Origin of the sequence: Saccharothrix longispora (assembly GCF_031455225.1) — a bacterium.
GTDB lineage: Bacteria > Actinomycetota > Actinomycetes > Mycobacteriales > Pseudonocardiaceae > Actinosynnema > Actinosynnema longispora.
Genome location: NZ_JAVDSG010000001.1, coordinates 973,447 through 985,030, shown reverse-complemented (window position 1 = coordinate 985,030; position 11,584 = coordinate 973,447). Strand labels below are relative to the sequence as shown.

Genomic DNA, 11,584 nt, shown 5'->3' with positions numbered 1-11,584 from the left:
GATCAGGGAACAACGCAAACCACGACACACGGTATTTGCCCCCTATTTGCCCCCTGGCGCAGGCGGAGGCGACATGAGCGACGACGAACACCCCGACCCGACCGAACCCGCCGGTGTCCGACTCGCCCGCGAGATCCGCCGACGCCGCACCGCAGCCAGCCTCAGCCAACCACAACTGGCCCAGAAAATCGGCTACACCAGGCAATACGTCTCACTGGCCGAACGCGCCGACCACAACCTCCCCTCCATGGAGATTGTCAAGGCCATCGACCGCGCTTTGGACGCAGAGGGGGCTTTGGTCGCACTGCGGGAAGAGAGCAAAAGCGAGCAGGAAAGACTTCGCCGGGAATCGACTCCCCAAATCACGGCGAAACAGAGTCGGGTATCTCCCAGAACAGGGACGGACCAGGAGGTACTGTCTCCCCCGCTCCCGATGGACGTTGATCCCTGGGTTCTGGCGGATGCCTTGACGCGCTCCGGCATCAACGGCATAGCACTGGATCACATGGAACGCGCCGCCTACGGGTACGCCCAGCAGTACCCGGTTATCCCTCCGGGCGTTCTGTGGCCATCGGTGTCCGGCCAGATCACTCGGCTCAACGACGTGCTCGCGCATCCCCAGCCGCAGCGGGTACGCCGTCGTGTGGCGGTCTTGCTGGGAGTGCTGACGGGCGTCGCAGGCCACCTGCTCCTCGACCTCAACCGCCACGACGACGCCTGCCGATACTTCGACGTGGCCGGGTTGGCGGCCCGCGAAGCGGAGTCCCCCGATCTCGCGGCCTGGGTCCTCGCGGTCCACTCGCTCGGCCCGTTCTTCAAGGGTGACCACCGCGCAGCGGTGGAGTTGCTCGTCCGCGCCGATCGCGAAGGCACGGCATCCAGCCCGCGGCGCCGGGCGTGGATCAGCGCCCTACTTGCGCGGGCCACGGCCGCGCTGGGCGACACGCAGGCCAGCCTCAAGGCGCTCGACGACGCCCACCACCACACCCAGGCGATCAGTGACCCGCCCACCGGAACCGATTTCTTCGACGCGGCCCGACTGGACGGCATGGCGGGCACCACCCACCTCCTGCTGCGCCGGACGGAACACGCCGCGCCGCTGCTGCGTTCCGCGCTCGAACGACGCGCCACCACCGACGTCAAAGGCCGGGCACTGCTCGCCCTGGATCTGGCCGAATGCCACCTCCACGACAACGAACCGGACGAGGCGGCACGAGTGGCCATCAGCGCGCTGGACTGGGCCGACAAGACCATGGTCGACCCCATCCTGACCCGGGCGGAAGCCATCCGGGCCCACATGGTCCGCTCCGCCGGCTCCGCGAGCGCGCAGAGCCTGGACGCCCGGCTTCAGGAGGCAACGCGTGACTGAGAGTTCGGCACAGTGGACGGTCCGAGGCACCCGCAGGGTCTACGCCTCCGAGTGGGTCAACGTCGACCTCGACAACGTCGAGATCCCCGGCGGTCCGCGCTTCGAGCACCACGTCCTTCGTTTCCCCCGTGCCTCCGTGGGGGCGGTGGTAGTCGATCACGACCGTGTCCTGCTGCTGTGGCGACACCGCTTCACCACCGACACCTGGGGGTGGGAAATTCCCGCAGGCTGGTCCGACGATGACGAAGACCCCGTTACCGCCGTCGTCCGCGAGGTCCGTGAAGAGACCGGGTACCAATCCGGCACGGTCACGCCCCTGATTACTTACAGCCCCATGACCGGCATCAGCACCCAGCGATACCGCGTCTACCTGGTCACATACGCAACCCTGGTGGGTGCGCCCGATGCCGCCGAAGCCAGTCGGGTCGAGTGGATCCCGACAGCCGACCTGCCCGACCTGATCGCCGCCGGGCACATCACCGACGGCCCGTCACTGACCGCACTGGCCGTCTACCTCACAACCACTGGAGCCGATTACCGAGCAGACCCTTCCGGATGATCCAACAACCACGGGACGGACATCCTGTTCCGACGCCCGATCAACGACCCACACCAGCCGCGGTATGTGCGATGAAACCGAGTCGTCCTGTGGAGGGCGTCCGTGTCGTCGCGCTGGGACGATGTCCAGGGGTGGGCGGTGACGGCGTCGGGGGCAAGGTCGGACGGTTCCACCTCGACAACGCCTGGGCGCAGGCACAACTCGGCGAGGACCCGCTGGCGGTGATCCACCTGCTGGAGACCGAACGCATCGCCCCGCAACTGCTGCGCACGCACCGGGCCGGACGAACGCTGGTGCGGGAACTCATGGCACGCGAGCAGCACAGGAGAACACCCGGCCTGCGCAGCCTGGCCCAGCGGATCGGCGTGCTCGCATGAACGGCACCGCCCGCACGGTCTACCTGGTCGTCACAGCCGCACCACCCGTCCTCAGCATCGACCGGCTGATCGAGTCCCTCCACGCCGCCGACTGGCGGGTGTGCGTGATCGCCACCCCCACGGCAGCCTCATGGGTGAATCTCGACGACTTGGCCGACCGGACGGGAACACCGGTCAGATCCCAACCCGGCCTGCCCGGACAGCGCGACCCGCTCCCTCGCGCCGACGCGCTGCTCGTCGCACCGGCGACCTTCAACACCATCAACAAGTGGGCACACGGCATCAGCGACAACCTCGCCCTCGGCCTGCTCAACGAACTACTGGCCACCGACGTACCCATCCTGGTCGTTCCCTGCGTCAAACAACTGCTCCGCGACCACCCGGCCTACACCGCCAGCGTGGCGGCGCTGACCGCCATGCACGTGGCGTTCATGGACCCCGACCAGGTGACGACCCGCTCACCCGACGGTCTCGCCACCTTCCACTGGAAGTGGATCACCACCACATTCGACCACTTCACCAGTACTTCCGACGAAACTGCCCATTCCGCAGCACAGGCGGAGGCGACATGACCGACGACAAGCGTCTCTCAGCACCCGAACCGGCCGGCGTACGACTCGCCCACGAGATCCGCCGACGCCGCACCGCAGCCGGCCTCAGCCAACCACAACTGGCCAGGATGATCGGCTACACCAGGCAGTACGTCTCCTTGGCCGAGCGCGTCGATCACAATCTGCCCTCTGCGGAGATCGTCCGAGCGTTGGACAAGGGCCTGCGTGCGGAAGGCGCTCTGGTCGAACTACGGGAACAGGGCAAACACGAGCAGGAACAACGTCGTGGACGTTCCCTTGCGGGGCGTTCAGTAGGAGGCGACGCGGTGTCGCTCCCTCGGTCGGCCGAGAGGGCCGATATGGCTGGTTTGCTCGCGCCGGTGCGTCCGTTGCCGGTGCCGTCGGTGGTGGGGATGGCGGAGGTGGAGGAGATCCGGGCGGTCGCGTGGTCGTTTCGGAACTGGGATGCCGTCTACGGCGGTGGTCTGGTCCGAGCGGCGGTGACGGCTCAGCTGCGGTACTGCGCGGACCTGCTCGGTGCGCGCTGTTCGGACAGCGTACGGGCCGGGTTGTTCTCTGCCGTGGGACACCTGGGGCTGGTCACCGGGTTCATGGCGTTCGACGCCTACGCGCACGAGGACGCGCGTCGTATCTTCCGTTTCGCGCTGGCCTGCGCCGAGGAGGTCGGGGACTGGCATCTGCGGGCCAAGGTGCTCTCCACGATGGCCAGGCAGGCCATCTGGTGCGGCGACCCCGACGCCGGGTTGACCTTCAGCGAGTTGGCGCTGGTGCGGTCCGACCGGTTGACCTCGACCGAGCGGGCCATGCTGCACACCGCCCGTGGCCGTGCCTTCGCCAGGCTGGGTCGGATCGAGGACACGGTGGCCGCGGTCGGTGTCGCCGACGAGGAGTTCGGCCGCAGCCGACCGGTCGACGATCCACCGTGGATGCGCTACTACGACGCCGCCCAGCATGCCGGGGACACCGGCCACGCCCTGTGGGACATCGCGATCCACGGCCACCTCGTCGACGAGACGCGCCGTCGACTGGCAAACGCGGTCGCCGGACACGGTGACGAGTACGTCCGCGCCCGGGTGATCAGCCAGACCAAACTGGCCTCCCTGGTCATGGCTACCGGCGACCCGACCGAGGCCACGGTCCTGGGCACACAGGCGCTGGGCTGGGCCGGCACGGTGAAGTCCCGCCGTGCCGCCGACGACCTGCTCGAACTGCGCCGCTTCGCCCTCCCCCACGACAACCTCGTGGAAGTGTCCGAACTGCGGCACCGCATCAGCACGGCGGTGGCCGAGTGAGCAGCGCCGGACACCGCGCCAGCCGCGCGGTCATGCACGCCGCGGCCGTGCGGGCAGGCTTGGACGCGACCGGCGCCGAGGTGATCCGGCTCGGTGAGAACGACCTGTACCGCCTTCCCGGCGCAGTGGTCGCCCGCGTCGCCCGCCCCGGCCAGGACACGGCGGCGGGCCGGGAGGTGCGGGTGGCGCGCTGGCTGGAAGACGGCGACGTACCAGCCGTACGGGTACTGCGCGACGTGAAGCAACCCGTGGTCGTGCAGGGCAGGTCGGTGACGTTCTGGCACGAGCTTCCGCCGCACGAACACGGCACCACCATCGACGTGGCCGTCGCTCTGCGCCGCTTCCACGCCCTCCGACCGCCGAACGACTTCGTCCTCCCCGAACTGGACCCGTTCGTCCGGCTCGACGAACGCATCAGGTCCGCATCCACGCTGCACGACAACGACCGCACGTGGCTACTCGGTCGCGTCGCGGAACTGCGACAGGTCTACGCCACCCTGCCACCCGGCCTGCCACGTGGCGTGGTGCACGGCGACGCATGGCGGGGAAACGTCGTACGCACCCACGACGGCGAGGTACTGCTGCTGGACTTCGAACGCTGCGCCCTCGGACCACCCGAATGGGACCTCGTATCCACCGCCGTCGCCCACCACACCGTCCACCGGCTCAGCACCACCGAGTGGAGCGCCTACTGCGACGCCTACGGCTTCGACGTCACCACCTGGACCGGCTTCAACGTGCTGCGCGACATCCGAGAACTCCGCATGACCAGCATGGCCCTGCAACTCGCCACCACCAGCCCGAACCGCTATACCGAGCAAGCCGCACACCGACTCGCCTGCCTACGCGGCGAACGCGGCCCGAGACCATGGACCGACTGGCACGACGTGCCATGACACCGCAGACCTCCGAAAGGACCTCCATGCCATCGCTTCAAAGGGCTGCGCGCGTCACCGTCATCGGCCTGGGTGGCACCATCGCCATGACCACCACGCAGGGCGGCGGTGTCGTGCCCGCGTTGTCGGCGGAACAACTCATGGCGGCCGTGCCGGGACTGGCCGACACCGGCATCGACGTCGAAGTCGTCGACTTCCGACAAGTACCGGGCGCCTCGTTGACCTTCACCGACCTGACCGCCCTCGCCGACGAGATCCGCGAACGCTGCGCCGCCGGGGTGGACGGGGTGGTCGTCATCCAGGGCACCGACACGATCGAGGAAACCTCCTACTTCCTCGACCTGCGCCACGACACAGCGCAACCGGTCGTGGTGACCGGCGCGATGCGCAACCCCACCCTGGCCGGCCCCGACGGCCCGGCCAACCTGCTGGCCGCCATCCGCACCGCCGCCCACCCCACCGCCCGCGACCTGGGATGCCTGGTGGTGTTCGCCGACGAGATCCACGCCGCCCACCGCGTCCGCAAAACCCACACCACCAGCGGCTCCACCTTCCAATCCACCAACGCAGGCCCGCTGGGCTACCTCGTCGAAGGCCACCCCCGCATCCTCAACCGACCTCCCGACCGCCCACTCCTGCCTGCCCTGGGCGCCGACACGCCGGCCGACGTCCGGGTCGGACTGGTCACCGCGACCCTCGGCGACGGCGGAGAACTGCTGCACGGCCTGGCCGAGCACCTCGACGGGCTGGTCGTGGCCGCCTTCGGCGTCGGCCACGTCCCCGCCATCTGGGTGGCCCCCTTGCAACACCTCGCCACGCGGATCCCGGTCGTGCTCGCCTCCCGCACCGGCTCGGGCCCGGTACTGGCCCAGACCTACGCCTTTCCCGGCTCCGAACGCGACCTGCTCGACCACGGACTCATCCGGGCAGGCTTCCTCGACCCGCTCAAAGCCCGCATCCTGCTCCACCGACTGCTCACCGCAGGCGCCGACACCACCGCCATCAGCACGGCCTTCCACACCGCCGGCGGATACGACGCACCTGCCAACACAGCCGACGACCGACCCGCCCCGACGACCGCGACCCGATGAGGAGCCCGTCATCCGCAGCCACGAACTGACCCTCGGCCGCAGCTTCGGCGTCGCCTTCGACCACGGCGACGACTTCTTCACCGCCCTGACCGACTTCTGCACACAACACCATGTCCGCCACGCCTACATCCCGAGCTTCATAGCTGGCTTCAGCGAAGTCGACATCGTCGGCACCTGCGAGAAGCTGGACAACCCCGAGGCGCCGGTCTGGTCCAAGGTCCACCTCACCAACGTCGAGGCCTTCGGCGGCGGCACCCTCGCCTACGACGAGACCAATGACCAGGTTCACCCCCACATCCACGTCGCCGTCGGCCTCAAGGAACACAGCGCCACCGGCTACACCAGCCACCTGCTGCAAGCACAGGTCCAGTTCCTCACCGAGATGCTCGTCATCGAGGTCACCAGCCCCGCGCTGCTACGCCGCCGCAACCCCGACCTCTACGACGTCCCGCAACTGCACTTCGGCCAGTAGCAAAGACGGGCCTATGAGCAGCACCCTGCGGCGGTGCGCGGGTGGTTGGACCAGGAGTACCCGGCGATCGGGACACGGGCGAAGGCGGAGGATGCGGCGATCGCGTGGGTGGACCAGTGCGGGCTGTGCTCGGACGCCGCACCGCCCGACCGGTCCTGGACGCCAAAGGGGCGCACGCCGATCGTGCGGCTGACCGGCAAACGGCTACGGGTCAGCGTCATGTCCGCGCTGGTCTCGCGGGGCGCGTTGTGGTTCACCGTGTTCACCGCGCCGGTGTTCACCGCGTTTCTCGACCGCGTCGCCCGTCAGTCGGGCCGGAAGGTGCATGTCATCGCCGATCGGCATCCGGTGCACCGCGGCAAGGCGGTCCGAGCCTGACTGGAAGCCAACACCGACCGGGTCGAACTGCACCTGATACCCGGCTACAGCCCGGAGTCGAATCCGGACGAACTGCTCGATGCCGACCTCAAGCGCAACGTCAACGCCTCACGGGCCCACAACATCGACCGGCTCGCCCACGAGACCCGACGCTTCCTGCGTCGCCGTCAGCGGCAGCCGCATATCGTCCGCGGCTACTTCCAGGCACGGCGCGTCCGCTACGCCATCATGTAGGCAATCGAACACTTTTGGCTCGACGATTCGGCGTAGAGGTGTCCGAGTTGCCGCTGCTGCACAGCTTTCTGCTGCGATCCTCACCGGTCCCGGAGGGCCGGTGCTGCCCTTTTCGCCGTGCCTCTTGTATACCCCTCTAGTGTTGCGATACCCACCGGTCCCGGAGGACCGGTGCTGCCCCCGATCGCAGGGGTGAAGGTCCCCCCGCGGTAGTTGCGATCCCCACCGGTCCCGGAGGGCCGGTGCTGCGGGCGATCCGGGCCGCTTCCCACGTCGAGTGCACCTCGTTGCGATCCCCACCGGTCCCGGAGGGCCGGTGCTGCTGGCGTTGCCGGTGGCGTGCCCACAGCGGGAGCAGTTGCGATCCCCACCGGTCCCGGAGGGCCGGTGCTGCAGTTCGCGCGCGGCCAGCTCGACGGGCAGCTCGAGTTGCGATCCCCACCGGTCCCGGAGGGCCGGTGCTGCGAGCGGGTAGGTGGCCCTGAGCGCGCAGCGGCAGTTGCGATCCCCACCGGTCCCGGAGGGCCGGTGCTGCTGTCGCCGGTGCAGCGCCACGCCCGCACCATCGGCCTGTTGCGATCCCCACCGGTCCCGGAGGGCCGGTGCTGCTTCCACCGCTCCTCCTCGGTCGTCGGGCCGGTGTAGTTGCGATCCCCACCGGTCCCGGAGGGCCGGTGCTGCAGGCCGCACGCGCCGCAGGCGACGCCGTGGAGGCGGTTGCGATCCCCACCGGTCCCGGAGGGCCGGTGCTGCAGCTTGACCGTGGGCATCCGCCTCTTGACAAGGAGGTTGCGATCCCCACCGGTCCCGGAGGGCCGGTGCTGCTGGCGGTCTGGGTGACCCACTTCTCGCGGTCGGCGTTGCGATCCCCACCGGGTTGCGATCCCCACCGGTCCCGGAGGGCCGGTGCTGCGACCCGATCCCGACCGACGACGCGGGCAACCCGCTGTTGCGATCCCCACCGGCCCCGGAGGGCCGGTGCTGCCGGGCGTGCACTTTCGGTCCGGCATGTGCTGGGCCGGTTGCGATCCCCACCGGTCCCGGAGGGCCGGTGCTGCCGCCCGCGAGGCGGCGGCGATGCTCGCCCAGATCGAGTTGCGATCCCCACCGGTCCCGGAGGGCCGGTGCTGCGCTGATTGAACAGCAGTAACACACTTGTACATCGCTTGCTGATGCTTTTGTTCCCGATTGGCGGGATGACACGCCGCGATCGGGGTGGGGATCTACCGGCGTGTCGGGACACGCTTGAGGTTCCGAAGGAGACGGGTCGCGGCGTGCCACTTAAATGATCAAGGCCTCTTGGTGTGCGGCGTCGACAGCGGCACCGAGGTGTTTGGCGTTGTGGAAGGTGCCGCGGTCGAGGTGGTAGATGCGCACCGAGTCGAGGGCGGGGTCGATGATGCCTTGGAGGCGCGCTTCGAGGTGAAGTCGTTGCGGCGGGGTGCAGACGACTTCGAAAACCGATTTCTGGACGCGGTGTCCGATGCCTTCGCAGGTTTTGGCGACTTGGCGTAGGCGTCGTTCGCCTTCGGGTGTGGTGGTGTCGACGTCGTAGGTGACGAGCAGTTCCATTAGGTGATGGTCCAGGGTTGGTAGGTGTCGGCGGTTCCGCGGAGGTGACGGGCGAGCAGGCGTGCTCGGGTGAGCGGGATGAGGGCTGCGGGAACGTCGCGGCCGAGGGTGGCGTGGGGCCAGGGGCGTTCGCGGGCTTTGCTCCAGTGTTCGAGGAAGGTCTTGCGTCCCTCGTCGGTGAGTTGGACGGCGCCGCCGGGCAGGGTTTGGGTGTGTCGGTCGGTGATCTGTCCGCGGTTGAGCAGGGTGAGCACGAGGCGGTCGACCAGCAGGGGACGCAGTTCTTCCATGAGGTCGAGGGCGAGAGCGGGTTTTCCTGGTCGGATGCCGTGGAGGTAGCCGATGTAGGGGTCGAGGCCGACTTGTTCGAGGGCGCCGTGGACGGAGACGCGGAGCATGCCGTAGCCGAAGGAGAGCAGGCAGTTGGCGAGGTCGGTGGGTGGTCTGCGGGTTCGTCCGGTGGCCATGCCCGGGGCGAGTTGGTCGAGTCCTTGGAAGTAGGCGCGTGCGGCGTTGCCTTCGATGCCCAGGGTTTCGGACAGGGTGGTGGCTTCGGCGAGCTGGGTGAGGGCTTGAGTGTGGTTGTCGGCTGTGTCGCGCAGGCGCGTCTGTCGGGTTCCTGTGGTGTCACGGGCGGCGCGCAGCAGGAGTTGGCGGTAGTTGTGCAGCTTGCCGGCGACGAACGTTTTGGCCAGTGTCAGCCGCAGTGCGGGGTCGTCGTGGGTGCGGACCTGGGCGAGGCGCAAGTGGGGGTTTCCGGTATGAGGGCCGCTGGTGCGGGCGAGGAATCGACCGTTGCGGGTGATCCAGGTGATGGAACGGCCGTCGGCGGCGCAGCGGTGGATAAGGTCGTCGGTGAGGGAGACGCCGTTCCAGGCGACGATGTGGTCGAGCCGGATGAGGGGCAGCAGGTGTCGTCCGGGTTTGTCGGGGTGTGCGATGCGCAGGGCGTCGCCGTCCAGGTGCAGGCTGGTGCCGGGGGTGGTGGCGAACAGGGTGCGCAGGAGTTCAGTCAAGCCAGTCTCCGGCAGGGCGTGGTGTGAACAGGTTGGCTGGCCCGGCGCTGTCAGGCAGGCAGTCCGGGCCAGCGAGCAGCGGTGGCATCGCTTGTCGTTGACCGGTGGTGGCAGGTCGCCACCGGTCAGCAGGGCGCGGACCGCGTGGACGGCGCGTGCAACCCGGTCGGCCATCTTCAGGTCAGCAGGTCCTCCGGAACGCTGCCATACCGGTAGGGAGTGCCAGGTCTTGCGCCTCGTCGGCCGTGTCGTGTCCGGTAGAGCCTGCGCTGTCCTCCAGGCGGCGGTTCAGCGTCTCGTTGCGGTCATTGCGATCCTCGCCAGCCCCGAAGGGCTGGCACTGAACCGACAGCGTGCCGCTGCGATTGAGCGGCTTGCCGTTGCGGTCCAGGCCGGCCCCGGAGGACTGGCGCTGATCCCGCACGCGTGCCGATCACCGCAGATCGATACGGATTGCGATCCTCGCCAGCTCCGGAAAACTGGCGCCGGTAGTCCACAGTCACCAGTTCGCCGACACTATTGCGGCTGCGGCCATCGCTACCCTCAGGAGGGTTGTCGCCGGTTCTGTTGCCTCGCTGTGGAGTTCTCAAGGAACGGCATTCCGGTCCTCACTAGCCCCGAAGGGCCTGTACTGCGCGTGAACCCTCCCAGAGGGAGAACCGATCAGCGGTAGCGCGATCCTCACTGCCCTGAGAGGCAGCACTGCGACCTGAGTCACGGCGTGGTGGTGAACGGGGGGAGCGGAAACTCGTGCCGCCTCGCGTCGACCGGTGTCGGCGTTCTGTCTCTTCGGGTTCGGTGTCCGGTACAGCCGACCGCCGCACCTGTGGCCTACTCGATGATCTTGGTAAGGGTGATGCCGGTAGGCAGTGCGTTGTCGTCGACGGCGATGGCGTAGTCGGCGAAGCTCCGCGGCGGGGTGTCGGGGTCGGTGAGGGTGGCGGTGATGCGTTCGGTGAGGCGGTGGGCGGGGGCGGCGCCGAAGGCGTCGGGGTGGGTGAAGACGTAGAGGCCGCGGGGGGTGAGTCGGCCGCGGGTGGCGGAGCGGTCGTGGTCGAACATCATCTCGAGGGTGCGGTAGAGCAGTTCGAGGTCTTTGGTGTCGACGCCGGTTTTGCGGGCGTGGTTGGCGGAGTAGTAAAGCTCGGCGCGGTAGAGGCCGTAGGGGACGGTCCACTTGCCGCCCATCTCGGTGGTCTCGCCCTTGTCGATGTCGGCTTGGCGGGTTTGGGTGACGCGGGTGATGGCGTGGTCCATGGGCAGGATGGGGTCGATGCTGCGGGCCATGGTGACCTGCAGGGGGCCGCGGACCTGGCCGAGGGCGTTGGTCTTGCCGACCGAGAGCACGGCGCCGAACAGGCGGATGTCGACGTAGCGGCCGCATAGCCAGGCGCGGGCCTGGTCTGCGTCGTCCTTGGTGATCTTGGAGCCGAGTTTGAGGCCGTGGGCTTCGTAGGAGGCTTCCAGGCGGGGGTTGAGGGCGTGCCCAGCTTGGACGAAGATGCCGTAGCGGGGGTCGTCCTGGGCGGCGAGGGCGAGGGTGTCGCGGATCTTGCGCTTGAGGGCGACGTCGGTGACCAGGCCGTGGCCGGACTCGTCGTCCATGCGGGGGCGGTTGCCGGCGTCGGGGTCGCCGTTGGGGTTTCCGTCGGTGACGTCGAAGTAGTAGACGATGTCGTGGCGCACGGTGGGGTCGAGGTGCGCGGCGGTGGTGGTGCTGGTCATGGCTGTGGTCGTCCTCGGTGTGTCGGCTCGG

12 protein-coding genes, 1 pseudogene and 1 CRISPR repeat array are annotated in these 11,584 nt (G+C 68.6%); of the genes and pseudogenes, 9 read left to right on the top strand and 4 right to left on the bottom strand.

Translation table 11 applies throughout. The features are described 5' to 3' along the window. Nucleotides 1–73: 73 nt before the first annotated feature. The 9 genes and pseudogenes from J2S66_RS04395 (at nucleotide 74) to J2S66_RS37070 (ending at nucleotide 7,240) form a co-directional block, all read left to right on the top strand. A complete protein-coding gene (locus tag J2S66_RS04395) occupies nucleotides 74–1,369 on the top strand; it encodes a helix-turn-helix transcriptional regulator (RefSeq protein WP_310304074.1) in 1,296 nt (431 codons plus the stop codon). Beyond that, complete coding sequence (locus J2S66_RS04390; RefSeq protein WP_310304072.1) at nucleotides 1,362–1,928, top strand: NUDIX hydrolase; 567 nt, start codon at nucleotides 1,362–1,364, stop codon at nucleotides 1,926–1,928. Before J2S66_RS04395 ends, J2S66_RS04390 begins: the two co-directional genes overlap by 8 nt. 131 nt (nucleotides 1,929–2,059) lie before the next feature. Beyond that, nucleotides 2,060–2,305 carry a hypothetical protein gene (locus J2S66_RS04385; RefSeq protein WP_310304070.1) on the top strand — a complete coding sequence of 82 codons (246 nt, stop codon included), beginning with the start codon at nucleotides 2,060–2,062 and terminating at the stop codon, nucleotides 2,303–2,305. Next, nucleotides 2,302–2,877 (top strand): flavoprotein, encoded by a 576-nt coding sequence (locus J2S66_RS04380; protein ID WP_310304068.1) that lies wholly within the window; start codon nucleotides 2,302–2,304, stop codon nucleotides 2,875–2,877. The genes J2S66_RS04385 and J2S66_RS04380 overlap by 4 nt, the downstream gene beginning before the upstream one ends. Continuing rightward, nucleotides 2,874–4,169, top strand: a complete 1,296-nt coding sequence (locus J2S66_RS04375; protein ID WP_310304066.1) for a helix-turn-helix domain-containing protein — start codon at nucleotides 2,874–2,876, stop codon at nucleotides 4,167–4,169. The genes J2S66_RS04380 and J2S66_RS04375 overlap by 4 nt, the downstream gene beginning before the upstream one ends. Then, nucleotides 4,166–5,065, top strand: coding sequence for a phosphotransferase family protein (locus tag J2S66_RS04370; protein WP_310304064.1), 900 nt, complete (start codon nucleotides 4,166–4,168; stop codon nucleotides 5,063–5,065). The genes J2S66_RS04375 and J2S66_RS04370 overlap by 4 nt, the downstream gene beginning before the upstream one ends. Nucleotides 5,066–5,091: 26 nt before the next feature. Next, the gene (locus J2S66_RS04365) at nucleotides 5,092–6,156 is read left to right on the top strand and encodes an asparaginase (RefSeq protein WP_310304063.1); all 1,065 of its coding nucleotides are present in this window, start codon (nucleotides 5,092–5,094) and stop codon (nucleotides 6,154–6,156) included. After that, complete coding sequence (locus tag J2S66_RS37075; RefSeq protein ID WP_374726186.1) at nucleotides 6,107–6,628, top strand: PPC domain-containing DNA-binding protein; 522 nt, start codon at nucleotides 6,107–6,109, stop codon at nucleotides 6,626–6,628. The genes J2S66_RS04365 and J2S66_RS37075 overlap by 50 nt, the downstream gene beginning before the upstream one ends. A gap of 33 nt (nucleotides 6,629–6,661) precedes the next feature. Further along, nucleotides 6,662–7,240: pseudogene (locus J2S66_RS37070) on the top strand (IS630 family transposase). Nucleotides 7,241–7,310: 70 nt separating this feature from the next. Continuing rightward, a CRISPR array of direct repeats spans nucleotides 7,311–8,371; the repeat unit is 37 nt; unit sequence GTTGCGATCCCCACCGGTCCCGGAGGGCCGGTGCTGC. 150 nt (nucleotides 8,372–8,521) lie between these two features. On the opposite strand, the gene cas2 reads toward J2S66_RS37070, so the two are convergent. The 4 genes from cas2 to cas7c all read right to left on the bottom strand — a co-directional run bounded on the left by cas2 (nucleotide 8,522) and on the right by cas7c (nucleotide 11,553). Further along, nucleotides 8,522–8,812, bottom strand: a complete 291-nt coding sequence (gene cas2, locus J2S66_RS04355; RefSeq protein WP_310304060.1) for a CRISPR-associated endonuclease Cas2 — start codon at nucleotides 8,810–8,812, stop codon at nucleotides 8,522–8,524. Further along, a complete protein-coding gene (gene cas1, locus J2S66_RS04350; protein WP_310304058.1) occupies nucleotides 8,812–10,002 on the bottom strand; it encodes a CRISPR-associated endonuclease Cas1 in 1,191 nt (396 codons plus the stop codon). Before cas1 ends, cas2 begins: the two co-directional genes overlap by 1 nt. 7 nt (nucleotides 10,003–10,009) lie before the next feature. After that, complete coding sequence (locus tag J2S66_RS04345; RefSeq protein ID WP_310304056.1) at nucleotides 10,010–10,252, bottom strand: hypothetical protein; 243 nt, start codon at nucleotides 10,250–10,252, stop codon at nucleotides 10,010–10,012. A gap of 407 nt (nucleotides 10,253–10,659) precedes the next feature. Further along, nucleotides 10,660–11,553 (bottom strand): type I-C CRISPR-associated protein Cas7/Csd2, encoded by an 894-nt coding sequence (gene cas7c, locus J2S66_RS04340; protein ID WP_310304054.1) that lies wholly within the window; start codon nucleotides 11,551–11,553, stop codon nucleotides 10,660–10,662. Between the last annotated feature and the right edge of the window lie 31 nt (nucleotides 11,554–11,584).